Origin of the sequence: Streptomyces sp. NPDC020597 (genome assembly GCF_044335095.1) — a bacterium.
Lineage (GTDB): Bacteria > Actinomycetota > Actinomycetes > Streptomycetales > Streptomycetaceae > Streptomyces.
On sequence record NZ_JBIRUL010000002.1, the window covers coordinates 542,865 to 564,577 of the forward strand.

The 21,713-nt window shown below is 74.8% G+C and carries 21 protein-coding genes and 1 pseudogene; 15 read left to right on the forward strand and 7 right to left on the reverse strand.

Annotated elements, in window-relative coordinates; translation table 11 throughout:
• Window positions 1-3 precede the first annotated feature (3 nt).
• From ACH4ZA_RS05980 to ACH4ZA_RS05995, 4 genes are all read left to right on the forward strand, one after another.
• Window positions 4-1,815, forward strand: a complete 1,812-nt coding sequence (locus ACH4ZA_RS05980) for an ABC transporter permease subunit (RefSeq protein ID WP_398428234.1) — start codon at window positions 4-6, stop codon at window positions 1,813-1,815.
• Entirely contained in the window at window positions 1,812-3,041 is a 1,230-nt protein-coding gene (locus tag ACH4ZA_RS05985) for an MDR family MFS transporter (protein ID WP_398428236.1), read from the forward strand. The genes ACH4ZA_RS05980 and ACH4ZA_RS05985 overlap by 4 nt, the downstream gene beginning before the upstream one ends.
• 50 nt (window positions 3,042-3,091) lie before the next feature.
• Window positions 3,092-3,691: a hypothetical protein gene (locus ACH4ZA_RS05990; protein WP_319282087.1), complete on the forward strand. Its 600-nt coding sequence runs from the start codon at window positions 3,092-3,094 to the stop codon at window positions 3,689-3,691.
• 99 nt (window positions 3,692-3,790) lie between these two features.
• Window positions 3,791-4,573 (forward strand): YcnI family protein, encoded by a 783-nt coding sequence (locus ACH4ZA_RS05995; protein WP_398428262.1) that lies wholly within the window; start codon window positions 3,791-3,793, stop codon window positions 4,571-4,573.
• A 73-nt stretch (window positions 4,574-4,646) separates the two neighbouring features.
• Here ACH4ZA_RS05995 and ACH4ZA_RS06000 read toward each other — a convergent pair whose 3' ends face one another.
• Complete coding sequence (locus ACH4ZA_RS06000; protein WP_319281858.1) at window positions 4,647-5,402, reverse strand: CDP-alcohol phosphatidyltransferase family protein; 756 nt, start codon at window positions 5,400-5,402, stop codon at window positions 4,647-4,649.
• Window positions 5,403-5,510: 108 nt separating this feature from the next.
• Between ACH4ZA_RS06000 and ACH4ZA_RS06005 the strand changes: the two genes are divergently transcribed.
• The 5 genes and pseudogenes from ACH4ZA_RS06005 to ACH4ZA_RS06025 all read left to right on the forward strand — a co-directional run.
• Window positions 5,511-6,500: a zinc-binding alcohol dehydrogenase gene (locus ACH4ZA_RS06005; protein ID WP_319281860.1), complete on the forward strand. Its 990-nt coding sequence runs from the start codon at window positions 5,511-5,513 to the stop codon at window positions 6,498-6,500.
• A 112-nt stretch (window positions 6,501-6,612) separates the two neighbouring features.
• A complete protein-coding gene (locus ACH4ZA_RS06010) occupies window positions 6,613-7,011 on the forward strand; it encodes a 6-carboxytetrahydropterin synthase (RefSeq protein WP_319281863.1) in 399 nt (132 codons plus the stop codon).
• Window positions 7,008-8,201 (forward strand): glycosyltransferase family 4 protein, encoded by a 1,194-nt coding sequence (locus ACH4ZA_RS06015; RefSeq protein WP_319281865.1) that lies wholly within the window; start codon window positions 7,008-7,010, stop codon window positions 8,199-8,201. The genes ACH4ZA_RS06010 and ACH4ZA_RS06015 overlap by 4 nt, the downstream gene beginning before the upstream one ends.
• Window positions 8,198-9,271, forward strand: coding sequence for a class I SAM-dependent methyltransferase (locus ACH4ZA_RS06020; protein ID WP_319281867.1), 1,074 nt, complete (start codon window positions 8,198-8,200; stop codon window positions 9,269-9,271). The genes ACH4ZA_RS06015 and ACH4ZA_RS06020 overlap by 4 nt, the downstream gene beginning before the upstream one ends.
• Window positions 9,268-10,278 (forward strand): annotated as a pseudogene (locus tag ACH4ZA_RS06025) (YbhN family protein); the annotation flags it as partial. The gene ACH4ZA_RS06020 and the pseudogene ACH4ZA_RS06025, both read left to right, overlap by 4 nt.
• Before the next feature lie 239 nt (window positions 10,279-10,517).
• Here ACH4ZA_RS06025 and ACH4ZA_RS06030 read toward each other — a convergent pair.
• Window positions 10,518-11,282, reverse strand: coding sequence for a creatininase family protein (locus tag ACH4ZA_RS06030; RefSeq protein ID WP_319281870.1), 765 nt, complete (start codon window positions 11,280-11,282; stop codon window positions 10,518-10,520).
• Between the two features lie 38 nt (window positions 11,283-11,320).
• Here ACH4ZA_RS06030 and ribA point away from each other — a divergent pair, with 38 nt between their 5' ends.
• The 4 genes from ribA to ACH4ZA_RS06050 all read left to right on the forward strand — a co-directional run bounded on the left by ribA (window position 11,321) and on the right by ACH4ZA_RS06050 (window position 15,449).
• Complete coding sequence (gene ribA, locus ACH4ZA_RS06035) at window positions 11,321-11,980, forward strand: GTP cyclohydrolase II (RefSeq protein WP_319281872.1); 660 nt, start codon at window positions 11,321-11,323, stop codon at window positions 11,978-11,980.
• 109 nt (window positions 11,981-12,089) lie between these two features.
• Window positions 12,090-13,235 (forward strand): FAD-binding oxidoreductase, encoded by a 1,146-nt coding sequence (locus tag ACH4ZA_RS06040; RefSeq protein ID WP_319281875.1) that lies wholly within the window; start codon window positions 12,090-12,092, stop codon window positions 13,233-13,235.
• Window positions 13,232-14,293, forward strand: coding sequence for a saccharopine dehydrogenase (locus tag ACH4ZA_RS06045; protein ID WP_398428237.1), 1,062 nt, complete (start codon window positions 13,232-13,234; stop codon window positions 14,291-14,293). The genes ACH4ZA_RS06040 and ACH4ZA_RS06045 overlap by 4 nt, the downstream gene beginning before the upstream one ends.
• Window positions 14,286-15,449, forward strand: coding sequence for a saccharopine dehydrogenase family protein (locus ACH4ZA_RS06050; RefSeq protein ID WP_319281879.1), 1,164 nt, complete (start codon window positions 14,286-14,288; stop codon window positions 15,447-15,449). The genes ACH4ZA_RS06045 and ACH4ZA_RS06050 overlap by 8 nt, the downstream gene beginning before the upstream one ends.
• Before the next feature lie 42 nt (window positions 15,450-15,491).
• Here the strand turns inward: ACH4ZA_RS06050 and ACH4ZA_RS06055 are convergent, their stop codons facing one another.
• From ACH4ZA_RS06055 to ACH4ZA_RS06065, 3 genes are all read right to left on the reverse strand, one after another.
• Window positions 15,492-16,721: a serine hydrolase domain-containing protein gene (locus ACH4ZA_RS06055; protein WP_398428239.1), complete on the reverse strand. Its 1,230-nt coding sequence runs from the start codon at window positions 16,719-16,721 to the stop codon at window positions 15,492-15,494.
• A gap of 63 nt (window positions 16,722-16,784) precedes the next feature.
• Entirely contained in the window at window positions 16,785-18,146 is a 1,362-nt protein-coding gene (locus ACH4ZA_RS06060) for an MFS transporter (protein WP_398428263.1), read from the reverse strand.
• Window positions 18,147-18,199: 53 nt separating this feature from the next.
• Window positions 18,200-18,790, reverse strand: a complete 591-nt coding sequence (locus ACH4ZA_RS06065) for a TetR/AcrR family transcriptional regulator (protein WP_319281884.1) — start codon at window positions 18,788-18,790, stop codon at window positions 18,200-18,202.
• Window positions 18,791-18,896: 106 nt separating this feature from the next.
• On the opposite strand from ACH4ZA_RS06065, the gene ACH4ZA_RS06070 reads away from it, so the two are divergent.
• Both ACH4ZA_RS06070 and ACH4ZA_RS06075 read left to right on the forward strand, forming a co-directional pair.
• A complete protein-coding gene (locus ACH4ZA_RS06070; protein ID WP_398428240.1) occupies window positions 18,897-19,346 on the forward strand; it encodes a TIGR03618 family F420-dependent PPOX class oxidoreductase in 450 nt (149 codons plus the stop codon).
• A gap of 168 nt (window positions 19,347-19,514) precedes the next feature.
• Window positions 19,515-19,925, forward strand: a complete 411-nt coding sequence (locus ACH4ZA_RS06075; RefSeq protein WP_319281890.1) for a VOC family protein — start codon at window positions 19,515-19,517, stop codon at window positions 19,923-19,925.
• A 170-nt stretch (window positions 19,926-20,095) separates the two neighbouring features.
• Here ACH4ZA_RS06075 and ACH4ZA_RS06080 read toward each other — a convergent pair whose 3' ends face one another.
• Both ACH4ZA_RS06080 and gnd read right to left on the reverse strand, forming a co-directional pair.
• Window positions 20,096-20,683, reverse strand: coding sequence for a histidine phosphatase family protein (locus tag ACH4ZA_RS06080; RefSeq protein WP_319281893.1), 588 nt, complete (start codon window positions 20,681-20,683; stop codon window positions 20,096-20,098).
• 8 nt (window positions 20,684-20,691) lie between these two features.
• Window positions 20,692-21,573 carry a phosphogluconate dehydrogenase (NAD(+)-dependent, decarboxylating) gene (gnd, locus tag ACH4ZA_RS06085; protein WP_398428264.1) on the reverse strand — a complete coding sequence of 294 codons (882 nt, stop codon included), beginning with the start codon at window positions 21,571-21,573 and terminating at the stop codon, window positions 20,692-20,694.
• Window positions 21,574-21,713 lie beyond the last annotated feature (140 nt).

Consider the following 21,713-nt stretch of genomic DNA (forward strand, 5'->3'; position numbering starts at 1 on the left):
GGGATGACGAGCAGGCTGGGCACGCTTGCGTGGCGTGCCGTACTGGCCGCGCTGCTGGTGTGCGGGACCGGGCTGCTGCCGTGGATCTCGCACACCGATCCGGCGCTCACCGTGCTCAAGGCACAGTCCGCCGAGCGTGACGCCACCCCTCAGGCGCTCGCCGACGTCCGCGCCCGACTCGGCCTGGACGACGGTCCGCTGCACCTGCTCGGGCAGTGGCTGACGGGCCTGCCGCGCGGGGACGCCGGACGGTCCTGGATCTCCGGAGCGCGGGTCACACCCGACGTCCTCGCCGCGCTGGGCGCGTCACTGCTGCTGGTGACGGCGGCCCTGGCCGTCGCGCTGGTCACCGCCGCCGGCGTGTGCGCCCGCACCCTGCGCCTCGGTGCGCGAGGGGCCCTCGACGGCCGGCCCGCCGGCGGCTCCGGCTCCGCCGTGCTCGCGGCGCTGCCGGAGTTCCTCGTCGCCTCCGTCCTCGCCACGGTCGTCGGCGTGCAGCTGGGGTGGCTGCCCGCCCTCGGCTGGTACGGCCCGCAGTGGACCGTGCTGCCCGCGCTCGCCCTCGGCCTGCCCGCCGGCGCCGTCCTCGGGCGGCTCCTCGACGACCAGCTGCCCGCAGCCTTCGCCGAGCCCTGGGCGGTCGCCGCGGCCGCCCGAGGAGTGGCCGGCCCGAGCGTCGCCCGCAAGGCGCTGCGCCGCTGCGTGCCCGGACTGCTGCCCAACCTCGGGCTGTTCCTGGTGGGACTGACCGGCGGCTCCGTCGCCGTGGAGCAGATCTTCGACATCCCGGGGCTCGGCCGGACGACCCTGCAGGCGGCGATCGCCCAGGACCTGCCCGTCCTCCAGGCGGGCGTCCTCGTGCTCGTCGCGCTCGCGGCCGCCACCACCGCCGTGCTCCGGCTCGCCGCCCGGCGGCTCATCGGACCCGCCCTGCGCGACGGGGCCCTGCACGCCCTGCACCGGCCCGCACCGCGCCCCCGCCGGATCCCGCCCCTTGCCCACGGCGGCGCGCTGCTCGCCGTCGTCCTGTGCGGTCTGCCCCGCGACCCGCTCGCCCTCGACACCGAGGTCCGCCTCCAAGCCCCGTCCGCAGCGCACCCGTTCGGCACCGACGCACTGGGGCGCGACGTCCTCGCCCGGGTCGCGCACGGCGCCCTCGACACCCTCGCCCTCGCCCTCGCGGTCAGCGCGACCGCGCTGGCGGCAGGCATCCTGCTCGGGCTGCTGCCCCGGCTGTCCGGGCCGCTCGTCGACACGGTGAACGCCGTCCCGCCCGTCCTCGCCGCGCTCCTGGTCGCCGCCGTCCGGGGCGGCGGGGCGTGGACGCCCGTCCTCGCCGTGGCCGTCGTCGCCTGGGCGCCGCTCGCCGCGCACACCTCCGCGCTGCTGCGCGAAGAACGGGCGACCCTTCACCTCACCGCCACCCGCGCCCTCGGCGCCGGACCCTGGCGCCTGCTCACCGGCGAGCTCCTGCCCGCCGTCCTGCCCCCGGTCACCCGCCACGCCCTCCTGCGCCTGCCCGGCATCGCCCTCGCCCTGGCCGCCCTCGGCTTCCTCGGCCTCGGAGCGCAGCCGCCCTCCCCCGAATGGGGCCTGCTGCTCGCCGAGAACCAGCCCTACGCCGAACGCGCCCCCTGGGCCGTCCTCGCCCCCGCCGCCGCCCTCGCCCTGCTCGGCGCCCTCGCGGTGACGGCGGCCGGACTGCGGCGTAACCCGGGGCGACGCCGTGCGGCGGAACCCGGCGTCGGCGTACGCTCCCGCGCGGCTTCCGGTGAACGTCCCACGACCCGTGCGGAGTCGGTGGGCGCAGGATGACCGCGGTGCGACTCGGCGTCCGCCGGGGGGCGAAGGCAGGGCCCGGACTGCCCTCCCTGCCAAGGCTGCTGATTGTCACTCAGTTCGCCTTCAACGTCGGCTTCTTCGCGGTGTTGCCCTTCCTCGCCGAGCACCTGGGCGACGCGGTGGGCATGGCCGGCTGGCTGGTCGGGTTCGTGCTGGGACTGCGGACCTTCAGCCAGCAGGGGCTGTTCGTCGTCGGAGGGGCGCTCGCCGACCGTCACGGCGTACGGCCCGTCGTCCTGGCCGGGTGCGCGCTGCGCGTCGTCGGATTCGCCTGGCTCGGATACGCGGAGCAGACCTGGACGGTCGTCGCGGCAGTGCTCCTCACCGGGTTCGCGGCCGCGCTGTTCTCGCCCGCCGTCGAGTCCGAGGCCGCGCGGCAGGCCGTCCTGCACGAGGCGGCCGGCGGCGGCCCGCGGACCCGGGTCCTGGCCCTGTTCACGGTCGCCGGGCAGGCCGGGGCGTTCGTCGGACCGCTGCTCGGCGCACTGCTCCTCGAGGTCGACTTCCGCGCGGTGTGCCTGGCCGGCGCCGGGGTCTTCGTGCTCGTGCTCGCCGGTCACGCCCGGCTGCTGCCGCGGCACCTCCCCGGACGCCCCCGCGTGCGTGTGCGCGGCGGCGCGGGCCCGCTGCTGCGCAACCGCCGCTTCCTCGCCCTGTGCTGCGCCTACGGCGCCTACCTCCTCGCCTACAACCAGCTCTACCTCGCCCTGCCCGCAGAGGTCGAGCGGGCGGCCGGTTCGCAGGCGCCGCTCGCCTGGCTGTTCGCGTTGTCCTCGCTCCTGGTGGTGACCGCCCAGCTGCCGGTCACCCGGTGGGCGGGGGAGCGGACCGGCCCCCGCCGGTCGATGGCCGCCGGACTCGCGCTGATCGCCGCCGGGTTCGCCGTCGTGGCCGCCGCCCTCCCCGCCGGCCGGACCGGCACGGCCGGGCTGCTGCCCGCGGCCGCCTTCGTCGTACTGCTCACCCTCGGTCAGATGCTCGTCGCGCCCGCCGCCCGCGCCTGGGTGCCCGACCTCGCCGAGGAGGGCCGGCTCGGTCTGTACACCGGGGCGCTGTCCTCGGTCTCCGGGCTGATCGTGCTGCTGGGCAGCGCGGTCACCGGCGCTCTGCTCGACACCGCACTGCCCCCGGCCGTCCCCTGGCTGGTGCTCGCCGCCGTGCCGGCCGCCGCCGTCGTGCTCCTGCCGCGCCGCGGGTGAAAACGCGGGCCGTGACCGACGTGCCGGGTGGACGTGGCAGGATCCCCCCGATGAGTGCGTCCCCGGCCGTCCGGAGTCTGCGCGCCGCGGTGTTCGCCGCGGTGTGCGTGGCGCTGGCCGCCGCCGGACACGGGCTCGCCACCGGCAGCCCGCCCCCGCCGTGCGCGGACGGCGCCGGCTTCCTGGCGGTCTTCGCCGCCGGATGGCTGCTCGGCGCCCGCGAGCGCTCGCTGCCCGGGATCGGCGCGGCCGTGCTGGCCACGCAGGCCGGCCTGCACGTCGTCTTCGGCGCCGCCCGCTCCCGGGCGGCCGCGCGCACCATGCCCGCGATGCCCATGACGTCCGCGCACGGCATGCACCTGCACGCCCACGCGGCGGCCGCGACCCCGCACGCCACGGCGGCCCACGTCCTCGCCGCGATCGCCGCCTCCTGGTGGCTGCGGCGCGGGGAGGCCGCCCTGTGGTCGCTGCTGCGCTGGGCGGTGGCGTTCCTGCCGGGCCTCGCCGCCTGGTGGCGCGGGACGCCCGTACCGCCGCCGGCGCCGTCGGTCCCCGCCGCCGCACCGGCTCGTGTCCCCGCACGGCCCTCGCGGCTCCGCCACGCCGTGAGCCGGCGCGGCCCGCCCACCCCGGTCCCGTACGCGATCTGACCCCGGGCCGGCCCGAGCCGGACCACACCCTTCCTGTACGGAGATCACCTGCTCATGTCCTCGACACCCATGTCCCTGGCGTCCATGTCCTCGACACCCATGTCCCCGGCGTCCGGCTCCGCGGCGTCCGGGTCCACGACCCGCCCCGCCCTGCGCCGCGCCGGTCTCGGCGCCGTGCTCGCCGCCGCCGCGGTCCTCGCCGCCGCCGGCGCCGCCTCCGCGCACGTCACGGTGCACCCCGAGAGCTACGCCCGGGGCGCTGCCGACGGCGTGCTCGCTTTCCGGGTCCCCAACGAGGACGACACCGCGAGCACCACCGAGGTGCAGGTCTTCCTGCCCACCGACCATCCCGTGCTCGGCGTGCTGGTCCGCCCGCAGGACGGCTGGACCGCGAAGGTCACCACCACGCGGCTCAGGACGCCCGTGAAGACCGACGACGGCACGATCACCGAGGCCGCCTCCGAGATCACCTGGACCGGCGGGAAGATCGGTCCCGGCGGGTACGAGGACTTCGACGTCGCCTTCGGGCAGCTCCCCGACGACACCGGCCGGCTGACCTTCAAGACGCTGCAGACCTACTCCGACGGCAGGACCGTCCGCTGGATCGAGGAGGCCGCGTCGGGAGCGGACGAGCCGGAGAACCCGGCGCCGGTGCTCGAGCTGACGCCGGCGGCGGGCGCCGGCGCTACCGAAGCCCCCTCCGCCGCCCCCGAGAGCGCCGGCGGCACGGACGCCGCGGCGACCGGGACCGGCACGGCACAGGCGGCCGACGCCGGTGACTCCACCGCCCGCGGGCTGGGCGCCGCCGGGCTGGCCGTCGGCGTCCTCGGCCTCGCGGCAGCCGCCCTCGCCGTCCTACGGACACGCCCGAAGCGCTCGTAACGGCACGAAAAGCTCAAGGGGAGGGGCCCGGACCGAGTGCACGGTCCGGGCCCCTCCCTCGCGAAACGAGGGACTACACGAGCTCCAGGACCTTCTCCGCCGAGGTCTGCGCCGCGACCCGGGAGGTCCGCCACAGCCACAGCACGTCCCGGCCGAACGACCACACCAGCGAGCCCAGCGCCAGCAGCACGACCGCGAAGTTCGCGGCGTACGGCAGCAGATCGGCGCCGGCCAGCAGCAACAGGACGCCCTGCAGGGCGGCGACCGTCTTGCGGGCGGTGCTCGGCGGCAGCGCGGCGTTGAGCCAGGGGGCGACCCGGGCCGCCGCGACGAACACGTACCGCATGCCGCCGATGAGCAGGACCCACGGGCCGAGCGCCATCGACACGTACACGCTGAGCACCAGGATCAGGAACGCGTCGACCTCCATGTCGAACCGCGCGCCCAGCGCCGTCGAGGTGTTGGTGCGGCGGGCGACCTTTCCGTCGACGCCGTCGAGGATCAGGGCCACCGCCGTCAGACCGACCAGCAGCGTCACCGGCGGAGTGCTCTCGAAGGAGTCCGCGACCAGCGCGGTCACCCCGCCGACCAGCGTCGCCCGGCCGAGCGTGACCCGGTTGGCCGGGCCGAAGGAGCGCAGGCTGGAGCGGTGCAGTGCCCGGGAGAGGACCGCCCAGGTGGCGATGGCGAAGACGAGGCCGGTGACCCAGCCCGCCGGCCCCATGCCGATCGCCGTGCCGAGCAGGGCCAGCAACAGGATCTGCACGCCCGCTCCCACAGCGGTCTCCTGCTGGACCAGCCTTGCGTCGTAAGTGTTGTTCAGGGCCACCGCACATTCCTCCGGCCAGATGACAGAGATGATCAGTGCCGCGTACTGTGCGCGGACTGTGCACACCTCGGTACGTGAACAGGTTCCCGATCGTTCAGGAGGATGTGGATGTCGACCGGCGCACGTGCGTTCTGGGTCAGCTCTCCGGGAGAAGGCGAGATCCGCCACGTCGATGTCCCGGACCCCGCCGAGGGCGAGGTCCTGGTGCGTTCGCTGTGGTCGGGCGTCAGCCGCGGCACGGAGACCCTCGTCTTCCGCGGCGGAGTGCCCGAGAGCCAGCACGCCGTCATGCGGGCCCCGTTCCAGGAGGGCGACTTCCCCGGACCCGTGAAGTACGGCTATCTCAACGTGGGGGTGGTGGAACAGGGTCCCGCGTCGCTCGCCGGGCGCACGGTCTTCTGCCTCTACCCGCACCAGACGCGGTACGTCGTCCCGGCGTCGGCGGTGACGGTCGTGCCGGACTCGGTGCCCGCGGAACGCGCCGTCCTCGCCGGCACCGTCGAGACGGCCGTCAACGCCCTGTGGGACGCGGCGCCGCTGGCGGGCGACCGGATCGCGGTGGTCGGCGGCGGGATGGTCGGCTGCTCGGTGGCCGCGCTGCTCGCCCGCTTCCCCGGCGTGCGGGTACAGCTGGTCGACGCCGACCCGGCGCGCGCGAAGACCGCCGAAGCGCTCGGCGTCGACTTCGCGACTCCCGCGGACGCGCTCGGCGGCCGCGACCTCGTGGTGCACGCCAGCGCGACGGAACAGGGCCTCGCCCGCTCCCTGGAGCTGCTCGCCGACGAGGGCACGGTCCTCGAACTGAGCTGGTACGGCGACCGGAAGGTGTCCCTCCCGCTGGGCGAGGACTTCCACTCCCGCCGGCTGGTCATCCGCAGCAGCCAGGTCGGCGCCGTCTCCCCGGCCCGCCGCTCCAGCCGCACCTACGCCGACCGGCTCGCCCTCGCGCTGGAGCTGCTGGCCGACCCGGCGCTCGACGCCCTCGTCACCGGGGACAGCGCCTTCGAGGAGCTGCCGCAGGTGATGCCGAAGCTCACGTCCGGCGAGATCCCCGCCCTGTGCCACCGCATCGGGTACGAGCGGGAGCGCCTGACCTGAGAAAAGAGTGAGATCCGACTGAACGGGGGGAACCGAGGAGCCGTACTACACGGCATCCCCCGGTTGGCCAATGACCGGGGGACCAGACGCGCCGCACCTGGAGGGTCGTCCGTTGTTCAGTGTCACCGTCCGCGATCACATCATGATCGCCCACAGCTTCCGCGGCGAGGTCTTCGGACCCGCGCAGCGCCTGCACGGAGCGACGTTCCTGGTGGACGCCACATTCCGGCGTGAGCAGCTCGACGACGACAACATCGTCGTCGACATCGGACTCGCCACGCAGGAGCTGGGGGCCGTGGTCAGCGAGCTGAACTACCGCAACCTCGACAACGAGCCGGACTTCGCCGGGGTCAACACGTCGACCGAGTTCCTCGCCAAGGTCGTCGCCGACCGGCTCGCGGAGCGCATCCACCAGGGTGCGCTCGGCGAGGGGGCCCGCGGCATCGCCGCCATCGCCGTCAGCCTGCACGAGTCGCACATCGCCTGGGCGAGTTACGAGCGTGCGCTGTGACCGATGCGACCCTGGAGAAGGCCGTGCACGCGGCCCCGCTCGCCTACGTGCCCACGCAGGCGGCGCTCTCCCAGATCGGCGGGATCATCCCCATGTCCCTGCGTTCCGTGCACTTCGTGATGCCGGGCGGCGTCGACGACGCGGCGAACCCGAGCGGCGGCAACGCCTACGACCGCCGGCTGTGCCTGGATCTGCCCGGCTTCGGCTGGCAGGTCCACAAGCACCTGGTGGCCGGCTCGTGGCCCCGGCCCGAGGCGGCCGCCCGCGCGGAACTGGCGCGCACGCTGCGTGAGTTCCCCGACGGCACGATCGTCCTGCTCGACGGGCTGGTGGCCTGCGGGGTGCCGGAGATCATCGCGCCCGAGGCCGAACGGCTGCAGCTCGCCGTCCTGGTGCATCTGCCGCTGGGCGACGAGCGCGGCATCGCGCCCGAGACCGCGGCCGAACTCGACGCCAAGGAGCGGGCCGTGCTGCGGGCCGTGCCCGCGGTGATCGCCACCAGCGAGTGGGCGGTCCGCAGGCTCGTCTCCCACCACGGGCTCGCCCCCGAGCGTGTGCACGTCGCCGCCCCCGGCGCCGACATCGCCCCGCTCGCCTCCGGCACCGACGGGGTCTCCCGGCTGCTGTGCGTGGCCGCGGTGACACCGCGCAAGGGCCAGCACCGGCTCGTGGAGGCGCTGGCCGCGGCCAGGGACCTGCCGTGGAGCTGCGTGTGCGTGGGCGGCCTCGGGCAGGACCCGGAGTACGTCGACCACCTGCGCGGCCTCATCCGCAGACACGGCCTCGAGGACCGGCTGGAGCTGGCGGGCCCCAAGGCGGGCGCCGAACTCGACGCCGCCTACGCCGCCGCCGACCTCATGGTCCTCACCTCCTACGCCGAGACGTACGGCATGGCCGTCACGGAGGCGCTGGCCCGCGGCATCCCGGTCCTCGCGACGGACGTCGGCGGTCTGCCCGAGGCGGTCGGCCGCGCCCCCGACGGCGGCGTCCCCGGCATCCTCGTCCCGCCGGAGGACCCGGCCGCGCTCGCGGCCGAACTGCGCGGCTGGTTCGGCGAGGCCGACGTGCGACGGCGGCTCAAGGCGGCCGCACGCGGCCGCCGGGCGGCCCTGAACGGCTGGGCGAGCACCGCCCAGAGCCTGGCCGGCGTGCTCGGCCGGTTCCCGAGCGAACCCCGGAGGGCGGCATGAGGAAGACGACGGCGACCCCGGCGGACGTGGCGCGACGGGTGGGCGGCATCCCGACCCAGCCGGGCCGGACGGAGGCGGGTTCTGTGCTCGAGACGACGGCTCTCGCCGACGGCGGCCCCGTGGGGCCGGCCGCGGTGCACGGCGTCGAGGCCGTGGCGCCGGGCGTCATCGCGGGCGCCGGCCCGGTCGGCCGGCCCGGCGAGCGGCCCACCGTGCGGCTGCGCGACAGCGGACCGGAGGAGCAGCCCCGCTACGCCCCCGAGTGGCTGGAGCTGCGCGAGCCGGCCGACGCCGCCGCCCGGGCGATGGACCTGCTGGACCCGCTGCGGATCCGGCTCGCCAACCTGCCCGGCCGCAGCGGAATCGCCATCCACGACCTGGGCTGCGGCACCGGCTCCATGGGCCGCTGGCTGGCCCCCCGGCTGGACGGCGCCCAGCACTGGGTCCTGCACGACCGCGACCCCTACCTCCTGCACTTCGCCGCCGTCGCCTCGCCGCGGGCGGCCGCCGACGGCAGCCGGGTCACCGTGGAGACGCGGCGCGGCGACGTCGCCCGGCTCACCCCGGACGCGCTGGCCGGCGCCTCGCTGGTGACCGCCTCCGCGCTGCTCGACGTCCTCACCCGCGAGGAGATCGAGACGCTCGCCGCGGCCTGTGCGGGCGCGGGCTGCCCGGCGCTGCTGACGCTGTCGGTCGCCGGCCGCGTCGAACTCAGCGCGCCGGACCCGCTGGACCAGGAGATCGCGGCGGCGTTCAACGACCACCAGCGACGCGACGGCCTCCTCGGCCCCGACGCGGTCAACGTCGCCTGCGAGGCGTTCGCCGACCAGGGCGCGACCGTCAAGGTGCACCCCAGCCCGTGGCGGCTCGGCCCGGAGAACGTCGGCCTGACCGCCCAGTGGCTGCGCGGCTGGGTCGGGGCGGCCGTGGAGGAGCGCCCCGAACTGGCCGAGCGCGCCGAGCCCTACCTGGCGGCCCGGCTCGCGGCCTGCGCGGCGGGCGACCTCCAGGTCACCGTGCACCACAGCGACCTGCTGGCACTGGCCCGTCCGACGGGCGGAGCCGGATGAGCGCGGAGACGGTCGGCCCGCGGGTGACGGCCGCCGCGCCCGCGCTGTGGGGCGAGGGCGCCCTGCCGGCCGCGCGCCGGCCGCAGCGCGGCCCGGTGGCCGTCCGCACCGGCCCGGCCGTGTCGGAGGCCCGTATCGGGGTCATCGTGACCGAGCCGCACACGAAGCCGTCGCGGCTGCGGGCCCTGCTCGCCAACCGTGCGCTGCGCACGCACTTCGGGACCGTCGCCGGAGTCGTCATCCTCACGGCCCTGCTGTGGAAGCTGGGCACCGGCGTCTTCCTGGACGGGCTGCGGCGGATCGACGCGCCGACCCTGCTGGCGGCGCTCGGCATCGGCGCGGTCACCACCGTGTTCAGCGCCTGGCGGTGGGCACTGGTGGCCCGCGCGCTGCGCATCCGGCTGCCGCTCGGCCCCGCCGTCGCCGACTACTACCGGGCCCTGTTCCTCAACGCGGCACTGCCCGGCGGCGTCCTCGGCGACGTGCACCGCGCGGTGCGGCACGGGCAGAGCGCCGGCGACGTGGGACGCGGCGTGCGGGCCGTCGTGCTGGAGCGCACCGCGGGACAGCTGGCGCTGACCGTGGCGGGCGTGACGATCCTGCTCGCCCTGCCCTCGCCGGTCATGGCGGACGCCCGCCAGATCGCGCCGATCGTCATGCTGGCCGGCGCGGGCGCACTCGCCGTCGTCCTCGCCGTCCGGATGAACTCCGCCGCGCCGCGGCCCTCGGGGCGGCTGCGGGCGGTGCTGGCCGAGGCGCGCGAGGGCCTGGTGTCGCGGCGCAACGGCCCGGGAGTGGCCCTGTCCTCGGCGGTCGTGCTGGCCGGGCACCTCGGGATGTTCGTCGTGGCCGCCCGGGTCGCCGGCTCCGGCGCCTCCGTTCTCACGCTGCTGCCGATCGCCGTCCTCGCGCTGCTCGCCATGGGCCTGCCGCTGAACGTCGGCGGCTGGGGGCCCCGCGAGGGCGTCACCGCGTGGGCGTTCGGCGCGGCCGGGCTCGGCGCGAGCACCGGCCTCGCGGTCGCCGTCGTGTACGGCGTGCTCAGCTTCGTCGCGGCGCTGCCGGGGGCGGTCGTGCTCGTCGTCCGCTGGTACGCGGGACTGCGCGAGGGCGACGCCGGCGCCGGGTCGGCCCGCGACGGGGCGCGCCTCGCCGAGCCGCCCGCCACGCCGGCCCCGTCCGCTCCGCTCTCCGACGCCGCGCAGACCGCCGGGGCCGCGCAGACCGCCGCGGCGGCGAAGGCCGTTCAGGCTCCGGAGGATTCCGCGGTGAGCAAGTCGAAATACGCGCCGAAGGAATCCGCCAGGCTCGCCAGGAGTTCCTTCCCCTTTTCCGCCGACCCCAGGGAAGGACGGCCGATGACGCCCGAATCGGTATAGGCGGACATTCCCAGCGTGAGCAGATGACGGCGGTCGTCCGCGACGAAATCGGCCGACTCGTGACCGGGCCGGACGAGTTCGGGGTGGGCGTGCAGCAGGATCGAGGTCTCGATCTCCCCGGCGTGCATGTCGGTGAGCAGCGAGGTCGACACCCCGGACCGCACCAGCGCCGCCTCCCAGTCCTCCGGGGCCGGAAAGAGCGCCATCCGCTCACCTGCGGCGGAGGACTCCTGGACGACGTTGCCCAGGACGTAGTTCCCGCCGTGTCCGTTGACCAGCACCAGGGCCTCGACGCCCGAGCGGCGCAGTGACGCCGCGATGTCCCGTACCACCGCGTGAAGGGTCACCGAGGAGATGCTGACGGTTCCCGGCCAGGCCGCGTGCTCGTGCGAGCAGGCGATGGTCACCGGCGGGAGGAGGTGCACCGGGTACGCCCCGGCGATCTCCCGCGCGATGGCGCAGGCCACCAGCGTGTCGGTGGCCAGCGGCAGGTACGGGCCGTGCTGTTCGAAGCTCCCGACGGGAAGAACCGCCACCTGCGTCGAGACGCCGGCGCCCCTGGTCCGTACGTCTTCGGTAGTGTCCGTCGGCACCAGTCCGTACGCCGCCGACCGTATGTCCGAACCACTCATTTCTTCCCGGCCTTTCGTCTCTGCTTAGGAACCAGATCATGACAGAAAAAATTGGCGTACTCGGCACGAAGACCCCGCAGCGCACCGGTGTGGAACGCGTGGTGAATGCCCCCCTGCCCACCGTGTACGGCAAATTCCAGGCGATCGGCTACATGGACCACGACCGCGGTGACGAACAAGTCGCGCTCGTGTACGGGGAGATAGGCGCCGAGGATGTGCTGACCCGGCTGCATTCCGAATGCCTGACCGGCGACGCGTTCGGCTCCCAGCACTGCGAGTGCGGCGCGCAGCTGGAGTCCGCGCTGCAGGCGGTCGTCGCCGAAGGCAGCGGCATCGTCGTCTATCTGCGCGGCCACGAGGGCCGGGGCATCGGTCTGCTGGGCAAGCTGCGCGCGATGGCGCTGCAGGCGGAGGGCCTGGACACCGTCGAGGCGAACGTCGCCCTCGGGTTCCCGGTCGACGCCCGCGACTACAAGGTGGCCGCCGACATCCTGCGCGACCTGGGAGTGGACTCCGTCCGCCTGATGTCGAACAACCCCCGCAAGCGCGAGGCGCTGACCGACAACGGCATCAGGGTCGCCGAAGAGGTGCCCCTGCTGATCGAGCCGTGCGAGAACAACATCACCTACCTGCGCACCAAGCGGGAGCGGATGGACCACCGGCTGCCCCACCTGGACGCGGTGGCCCACTGGTCCTGAGAACGCTTCGGACCGCGGTCCCCGCGGGTAGGGATCACAGCGGACCCGGCGCACCGCCGCCCCGGCCCCGGCGCACGGGCCGGGGCCGCCGCCGAAAGGAGCCGCTCGCGTGAACACGCATGCCTCGGTCGTCGTCGTCGGCGGCGGGGTGATGGGCACGAGCATCGCCTACCACCTCGCCGCCGCGGGCGTCCGCGACGTCCTGCTCGTCGAGCGCGACGAACTCGCCGCGGGCTCGACCTCGAAGGCCGCCGGAGGGGTCCGCGCCCAGTTCTCCGACGAGCTCAACATCCAGCTCGGCGCGCGCAGCCTCGAGGCGTTCGCCCGGTTCGGCGAGGAGATCGGGCACGACATCGGACTGCACCGCGTCGGCTACCTGTTCCTGCTCTCCACCCCGCAGGACGTCGCCTCCTTCGAGGCGGGCGTACGGCTGCAGAACGCGCTCGGCGTGCCCAGCCGCCTCATCGGCCCCGACGAGGCCGGCCGGCTCTCCCCGCTGATCCGCACCGACGGGTTACTCGCGGCCGCGTTCTCGCCCGACGACGGCCACTGCACGCCCGAAGCCGTCGTCCACGGGTACGCGGCCGCCGCCCGCCGCTGCGGCGCGCGCATCCTGCGGCACACCGCGGTCACCGGCATCGAACGGCAGGGGAACGCCGTCACCGCCGTGCAGACCACCCTCGGCCGCATCACCACCGACACGGTGATCTGCGCGGCCGGCGCCTGGTCCCGGGCCGTCGGCGCGATGGCCGGCGTCGACCTGCCGGTGCAGCCGCTGCGCCGGCAGATCGCCGTCACCGAACCGGTCCCCGGCCTGCCGCCGCACCTGCCCATGACCATCGACTTCAGCAGCACCCTCTACTTCCACGCCGAGGGCCCCGGCCTCCTGGTCGGCATGTCCGACCCCGACGAGCGCCCGGGCTTCGCCACCGACGCCCACGACCGGTGGATCCCGCGCCTCGCCGACGCCATGCAGCGCCGCGCCCCCGCCCTGCTCGACCTGCGCCGCACCGGCGGCTGGGCGGGCCTGTACGAGGTCACCCCCGACCACAACGCCCTGATCGGCGAGGCGTCGTCGGTGTCCCGCTTCCTGTACGCGACCGGCTTCTCCGGCCACGGTTTCCTGCAGGGCCCGGCGGTCGGCGAGGTCGTCCGCGACCTGTATCTGGGCCGCGTACCCTTCGTGGACGTCACCCCCCTGAGCGCCGACCGTTTCGCGGCCGACGCCCCGCGTCCGGAGGTCAACCGCGTATGACCGAACTGCACCTGTGGCTGCGCCACGAGGCCCGCACCACCGAACGCCGCACCCCGGTCGTCCCCGACGACGCCCGCCGCCTGGTCGAGGCAGGGGTGGCGCTGACCGTCGAGGACTCCCCGCAGCGCGTGTTCCCGGCCGACGCCTACGAGGCGGCCGGCGCCCGGATCGCTCCCGCCGGCTCCTGGACGTCCGCCCCGCGCGACGCGGTCGTCCTCGGCCTGAAGGAACTCCCCGATGCGCCCTCCGGGTTGACGCACCGCCATGTCTTCTTCGGGCACGCCTACAAGCAACAGCCGGGCGCCGCAGACCTGTTGCGACGGTTCGCCGCCGGGGGAGGAGCCCTCCTCGACCTGGAGTACCTGGTCGACGAGCAGGGTCGCCGCCTCGCCGCCTTCGGATACTGGGCGGGCTACCTCGGCGCGGCGCTGGCGGTGCTGCACCACCGGGGCCGGCTCACCGCGCCCCTGCGGCCCTCGGAGAAGGCCGACTGGGACGAGGCGCTGCGCCCCGTCCCCGGCGACGAGGAGTTCACCGCGCTCGTCGTCGGCGCTCTGGGCCGCAGCGGCCGGGGCGCGCGGGCCGCGTTCGGCGCCGCCGGCGTGGAACCCGCCTGCTGGGACCTGGCGGAGACCCGCGACCTGGACCGCCCCGCGCTGCTGGCCCACGACATGCTGGTCAACTGCGTGCTCGCCACGGCCCCGGTGCCGCCGTTCGTCCGCGAGGAGGACCTCGACGACCCCGCACGGCGGCTGCGCACCCTCTCCGACGTGACCTGCGACGTCGGCTCGCCGCTCAACGTCCTGCCCGTGTACGACCGCACCACCGAGTGGAGCGAGCCCGTGCGCCGGCTGCGCAAGGAGCCCCCGCTGGATCTGATCGCCATCGACAACCTGCCGTCCCTGCTGCCGCGCGAGGCCAGCGTGGACTTCTCGGCGGCGCTCACCCCCGTGCTGCTGGACTTCGGCGCCGCCGGACCGTGGGGCCGCTGCCTCGACCGCTTCCACGCCGCCTGCCGTGAACTCGGCCTCACCGCAGGGGAGTCCGGCCGTGTCTGACCGCGTCCCCGCCTCCGGCGCCGTCCACTGGGTCGGCGCGGGGCTGTCCACGGGCAGCGGCCTGACCGCCCTGTGCGCACACGCCGGCCCGGTCCGGGTGTGGCACCGCACGGCCGAGCGGGCGGCCGAGGCGCTCGGCCGCCTGGGCCTGACCGGACGCGCCGAGCCGCGCGCCTACACCCTTGACGCGCTGACGGCCGAACTGGCCCCCGGCGACGTCGTCGTGTCGATGCTGCCCGCGTCCGGACATGCCGCGCTGCTGTCGGCGTGCGTGGCCCGGCGGGCCCACTTCGCCTGCTCCAGCTATGTCTCGGACGAGATCCTGGAGTCGGCGCCCGCCGCGGCCGCGGCCGGGATCGTCGCACTCACCGAGGCCGGCCTCGACCCCGGCATCGACCACCTCTTCGCGCACAGCCTCGTCGCCCGGGCCCGGGAGGCGATCGGCGACGACACACCGGCCTCGTACCGTCTCACCTCGTACTGCGGAGGCGTCCCCGCCGTCCCGGACGACTTCAGGTACCGCTTCAGCTGGGCGCCCCTCGGCGTCCTCAACGCCCTTCGGGCACCCGCGCGTTACGTGGACGACGGCGCCGAGATCGTGGCTGCCAGGCCTTGGGAGGCCACGCGGGCCCACGAGGTCGGCGGTGAGAGATTCGAGGCCTACCCCAACCGGGACAGCGTCCCGTTCATCGCGCAGTACGCGCTGCCGCCGGCCTGGCGCCCGCTGACCTTCGTGCGCGGCACGCTGCGGCTGGACGGCTGGCTGCGTGCCTGGGAGCCGGTGTTCGAGGAGCTGAGGGCGGGCGACGACACCCGGATCGCGGAGCTGGCCCGGGAGCTCGCGGCGGCCCACCCCACCTCCGACACGGACCGCGACCGCGTCGTCCTCGCCGTGTCACTGGAGGTCCACGCGGACGGCGCCGACAGCGGCCGCTCCTGGCGCGGAAGCCATCTGCTGGACCTGGTGGGCGACGAGACGGAGAGCGCGATGGCCCGCTGCGTCTCCCGGCCGCTCGCCCTCGGCGTCCGCCACATCCTGGACGGCTCCCTGCCGCCGGGCCTGAACCGCGCCGCCGGGACCGCCGCCCGCTCCGAGGCATGGATGCGCGAACTCGCCGAGGAAGGGCTGGAGTTCACGTCGCGGCTGGGGGAGTGAGGGCCACGGGGCCGGGGTCTGCGACGGCCGGGGGGCGTGCCGTCAGTCCTTGATCGCCTCGTGCACCAGGCGCTTGAGGTCGGGGTAGAGCTTCAGCGACCGCCTCGGCCTCAGCTGGGTCAGGAACTGCACGCTCACGTCGTGGGAAGGGTCGACCCAGAACGTCGTGGTGGCGACGCCGCTCCAGCCGTACGTGCCGAGCCCCGACGGCGCCTGGGTGCGGCTCGGGTCGACGACCACGGAGACGCCGAGGCCGAAGCCCACGCCGTCGTTGCCGGGCTCGTCGTGGGCGGGACGGCTGCCGAAGGCGCGCAGGTCGACGCCGTCCGGCAGGTGGCTGGCCGTCATCAGGTCGACCGTCTGCGGCCGGAGCAGGCGCACCCCGTCGAGCTCGCCGCGGCGGCGCAGCATCTCCGTGAAACGGTGGATGTCGTACGCGGTCGCCACCATGCCGCCGCTTCCCGACAGGAACCGGGGGCGGCCGAACAGGGGCAGGCCCGGGATCGGCTCGATGCCGCCGTCCTCGGCGTCCCCGTACAGTTCCGCCAGCCGGCCGGACTGTTCGTCCGTGACCTGGAACCCGGCATCGGGCATGCCGAGGGGGCGGAAGACGCGTTCGGCGAGGAACTCGTCGAGGGGCCGGCCGGACACCACCTCGATGATCCGGCCCAGGACGTTGGTCGCCACCGAGTAGTTCCACTGGGTGCCCGGTTCGAACTGCAGCGGCAGGCGCGCGTACGCCTCGACGGTGCCGGCGAGGTCCGATCCCGGCAGCACCGCCGACTCCAGGCCCGCCTCGCGATAGAGGGCGTCGACGGGGTGACAGTGGTAGAAGGCGAAGGTCAGGCCCGCGGTGTGGGTCATCAGATGCTTCACCAGCAGAGGCCGCTCGAGCGGGCGCGTGGTGAGGTCCGCGCCGGAGCCGGCCTGGTACACCCGCAGCCCGGCGAAGGCCGGCAGATGGTCGGCGACCGGGTCGTCGAGCCGCAGCCGGCCCTCCTCCACCAGTATCAGCGCGGCCACCGACGTGACCGGTTTGGTCATGGAATAGATCCGGTAGAGGGTGTCGTGCTCGACGGGCAGTCCGGCGGCGATGTCGCGCAGCCCGTGCGCGGTGAGGTGGGCTACCCGGCCGCCGCGCGAGACCGCCAGCAGGAATCCGGGCAGACGCCCTGCCTCGACCCGGCGGGCGACGTGCCGGTCGAGTCGGTCCAGCGCCTGCGGGTCGAGCCCTGCCTCGCCCGGTTCGACCTCTTGCCGCAGCAGTGCCATCGTTCGTTCTCCTCCGGTGTGCTCGCTCGAGGCGCGGTCCGGGCCCGACGTGCCCGGACGGCCTCAGATTCCATGGTCGCGTAGGGACCGGGCGTGCGGACCCCTTTCGGCGTCGGGATCGCTGTGCGTCGCGTCGCCCCGGCCGGCCGGGGGAGCGCCGGGCGCGGCGGGCGCGGGCGATGCGCGGCGGGGCAGTGCGCGGCAGAGCGGCAGTGCCGCCGTGGCGGCCACGGCCAGCACGAGGAGCGGCGAGCGGGCCGGTCCGACGTCCATGAGCACGGTCGCCGTCGCCACCCCCAGCACCGGCCCGACGTTCATCGCCGTCTGCTGCAGACCGCCGGCGACCCCCGCCGACTTCGCGGGCGCCAGTCGTACGACGACATGGGTCGCCGCCACCATCAGCGCCCCGAACCCCGCTCCCACCAGGGCGAACCCGGTGCAGAACGTGAGCGGCCCGAAGGCGCGGGCGAGCACGAGGAGACCGGCGGCGAGCAGGGCCGTCGCGCCCGCGACGGTGGCGCGGGCGCCGGCCCGGCGCAGCAGGACCGCGGAGGCGGGCGCCGCGGCCACCAGCAGCACGGCCAGCGGCAGACTGAGCAGGGCGCTGTGCAGCGCGGTGAGCCCCAGGCCGTCCTGGAGGACGTAGACGCAGGCGAACAGCCCGCCGTTGAGCGCCGCCGACGCGACGACGAGCACGCCGAGCGCCGCGCCCACCGCCGGGGAGCCCACCACGTCCGGCGGCAGCAGCGGGGAACCGGTGCGGCGTTCGTGGCGCACGAAGGCGGCTGCGGCGAGGAGGGCGACCGGCGCCGACCACGTCGCGCCGGGGAGGGTGACGAGCGTGTGCACCAGGCAGGCCAGCGTCACGGCGAGCAGCAGCGCGCCGGGCAGGTCGAGCGGGGCGCCGACGGCCGGACGAGGGCGGTCCCGGGCGGTGAGGGCGAGGGCGCCGAACAGCAGTGCGGGCACGATGTTGAGGAGGAAGACGGACCGCCAGCCGAACTCCGTGGCCAGCGCCCCGCCCACCACCGGCCCGGCCGCCGCGGCCACTCCGATGGACGCGGTGCGCACGGCGATCGGCGTCCGCAGCCGCTCGGGCGCATAGGAGGCCCGCAGCATCCCCAGCGTCGCCGGTTGCAGCAGCGCCCCGAACACGCCCTGCACGATCCGCAGGACGATCACCCAGCCGATGCCGGGCGCGAGCGCGATGCCCGCCGAGGCGGCGCCGAAGCCGAGCATGCCCCAGGCGAACGTGCGGCGGTGCCCGTAGCGGTCCCCGAGCCGCCCGGCGAACACCAGCAGCCCGGCCACCGCGACGAGATATCCGGTGCCGGTCCACTGGACCTGGGTGACGGAGGCGTGCAGGTCGCGTCGCAGGGTGGGCTGGGCGACCGTGAGGACGGTGCCGTCCAGGGCGACCACCATGGCGCCGGCCACGCTGCTCGCCAGGGTCAGCGGCAGGGAGCGGGGGGAAGGGCTCACCGGCCCGCCTCCGGGCCGAGATGCGCGTCCAGGACCGTACGCAGAAGAGGTGCGAAGTCGGTCGCTCCCGTGGCGAGTTGAAGGCTGCCCCAGCGCCAGAGCTGCGCGACGCCGTGCAGGTTCGCCCACAGCGCGCCGGCGACCGTGCGGGCGTCGCAGCCCGGCCGGGCCCGGCCGACCAGCTCCACCAGGACGCCGAACAGCGGAAGGCTGGTGTCCCGCAGCCGCAGATGGCCGCTCTCCAGCAGATCGTGACGGAACATCAGGTCGTACATGCCTGGTTCGTCGGACGCGAACTCCAGGTAGACGTGGGCCAGTTCGCCCAGCCGGGTGCGCGGGTCGGCGGTTTCGTCGCCGGCGGAGGCGCTCACCCGGGCGCCCAGCCGGGCGAAGCCGCGACGGGCGATGGCCGACAGCAGCTCCAGGTGGGTGGGGAAGTGGCGGCGGGGCGCGCCGTGCGAGACGCCGGCCCTGCGGGCGATCTCGCGCAGGGTGAGGGCTCCGGCGCCCTCCCGGGCCAGCAGGTCCACGCCGACGTCGACGAGACGGGTGCGCAGATCGGGATCGGGCTTCTCCGGTTCGCTCATGGACACTGTCTACCAGCGCGACGTAGACAGTGTCTACCGGCGACGTCGGGACATGCCGGAGGGGCCGGGGGGAATGTGACCCGGGGCGCCGCCGGTTGTGCCGGGCATGACTCAGGAAACGACGCAGAACGCACTGCTCGCGCTGCTCGCCGAAGGCCGCAGCGGGGTACTGGTCACTCTCAAGCGCGACGGCCGCCCCCAGCTGTCGAACGTCAGCCACCACTACTACCCGGACGAGGGCGTCATCCGGATCTCCGTCACCGACGGCCGCGCCAAGACCCGCAACCTGCGGCGCGACCCCCGGGCCTCCTACCACGTCACCGTCCCCGGCCACCGCGCCTACACCGTCGCCGAGGGCGTCGCCGACCTCACGCCGGTCGCCGCGGACCCCTACGACGAGACGGTCGAGGAACTGGTCCGCCTCTACCGCGACGTGCAGGGCGAACACCCCCACTGGGAGGACTACCGCGCCGTGATGGTCCGCGACCGCCGGCTGGTGGTGCGCCTTCGGGTGGAGCGGGCGTACGGCATCGCGCAGGGCGCATACGGCGGCTGAGCGCCGCGCCCGGCCCGCGCCCACCTCGGCCCCCGGCCGCGCGCCCGCCCCCGCCCAGGACGTAGGCCCTGGGGCGCAGGTCCGACGGCCGATGTCCCGGCGGCAGGCCGCGCCTAGGCTGCGAGGGCGGACGGACGTCCGTCGCACCCCTGATGAGGAGAAGCCGAGATGCCCGTCGACGGCCGCAGTCACCTCCGTGTCGCCCGGCCCACCCGCGACCTCGCCACGGCCGAGCGGTTCTGGACGGAGGGGCTCGGCCTTCGCGTCCTGTGGCGGGCCGAGGGCGGCGACGGGCCGGGCGAGCACGCCCTGCTGATGCTCGGCTGGCCCGACGCGGGCTGGCACCTGGAGCTCGTGCACGAGCCGGGCCGTCCCGTGGAACCCAGGCCGACGGAAGAGGACCTCCTGGTGATCTACGTCGACGGTCCGGTACCGGACGACCTGGTGGACCGGCTGGAACGCAGCGGTGGCCGGCAGGTGCGGTCGCCCAACCCGTACTGGAACGAGTGGGGAGTGACCGTCGAGGATCCCGACGGTTACCGGCTGGTGCTGTGCCGGCGCGGATGGTCCAACGCATGACCGCATGACCGCATGACCGCCGGGCCACGGCCCGCCGACCCTCCCGGTCACGACCGCGACGACCGTCGTGGCCAGGATCCGGCGACTCGCCGTCGGCCGGTGTCAGTGCTCAGTGCGTCGGCCTCCGTCGGCCGCGACTGCGGCGGGCCCTCGTGAGGGGTGTCGGCCGCCTATGCCCGTACGTTCCATTCGGCGATCACGGGTCGCCCGTGCTCCGTGGACAGGCGGCTGACGGTGGCCGTGGCGAGCTGGAACAACCGCCCCTCGACGGGCGGCAGCCCGAGCCGACGCGCCGTCAGCACCCGCAGGAAGTGGGAGTGGGCGACGAGGACGACGTCCCCGCGGGCGAGCGCCGGGCCCACCCGGTCCAGTACCCGGTCGGCCCGCCGTCCGACCTCGTCGGGCGACTCGCCGGGGTGGCCCTGCGGGCCGGGCGGCACGCCGTCCGTCCACAGGTCCCAGGTGGGACGGGTGCGGTGGATGTCGACCGTGGTGATGCCCTCGTAGCCGCCGTAGTCCCACTCGTGCAGGTCGGGCTCGGGAACGACGCCCGGGACGCCGGCGAGTCGCGCGGTGTGCGTCGCACGGTGCAGCGGGCTGGCCAGAGCGAGCGCGAAGGTCCGGCCGGAGAGGAGCGGGACGAGGGACTTGGCCTGTTCCTCGCCGTGTGCGGTGAGGGGCAGGTCGGTCCAGCTGGTGTGCTGTCCCGACCTGCTCCACTCCGTCTCCCCGTGGCGGACCAGCAGCAGGTCCCCCACGGCCGGGCCTACTTCTCCGCCGACTCGACGGCGTGGCCGCCGAACTGGTTGCGCAGCGCGGCGATCATCTTCATCTGCGGCGAGTCGTCCTGCCGGGAGGCGAACCGCGCGAAGAGCGAGGCCGTGATCGCGGGCAGCGGCACGGCGTTGTCGATGGCCGCCTCGACCGTCCACCGGCCCTCGCCGGAGTCCTCGGCGTAACCGCGCAGCTTGTCCAGGTGGGTGTCCTCGTCGAGGGCGTTGACGGCGAGGTCCAGCAGCCAGGACCGGATGACCGTGCCCTCCTGCCAGGAACGGAAGACCTCGCGCACGTTCTCCACCGAGTCGACCTTCTCCAGCAGCTCCCAGCCCTCGGCGTAGGCCTGCATCATGGCGTACTCGATGCCGTTGTGGACCATCTTCGAGAAGTGCCCGGCGCCGACCCTGCCCGCGTGGACGTACCCGTACGGGCCGTCGGGCTTCAGGGCGTCGAAGATCGGCTGCACCCGTGCGATGTGCTCGGCGTCGCCGCCGACCATCAGGGCGTAGCCGTTCTGCAGGCCCCAGACGCCCCCGGAGACGCCCGCGTCGACGAAGCCGATGCCCTTGGCGCCGAGTTCGGCGGCGTGCTTCTCGTCGTCCGTCCAGCGGGAGTTGCCGCCGTCGACCACCGTGTCGCCGGGCTCCAGCAGGTCGCCGAGCTCGTCGACCACCGACTGGGTGGCTGCGCCGGCCGGGACCATCACCCAGACGGTGCGCGGCGCTTCGAGGCTGCCGACGAGTTCGGCCAGGTTCTTGACGTCGGAGACCTCGGGGTTGCGGTCGTATCCGACGACGGTGTGGCCGGCGCGGCGGATGCGCTCGCGCATGTTGCCGCCCATCTTGCCCAGGCCGACCAGGCCCAGCTGCATCGATGTCATGTCAGTTCTCTACTTCCTGAGTTCGCGGTAGGCGGCGACGAGTGCGGTGGTGGAGGAGTCGAGGCCGGGGACGTCGGCGCCTTCGGTGAGGGCGGGTTCGACGCGTTTGGCGAGGACCTTGCCGAGTTCCA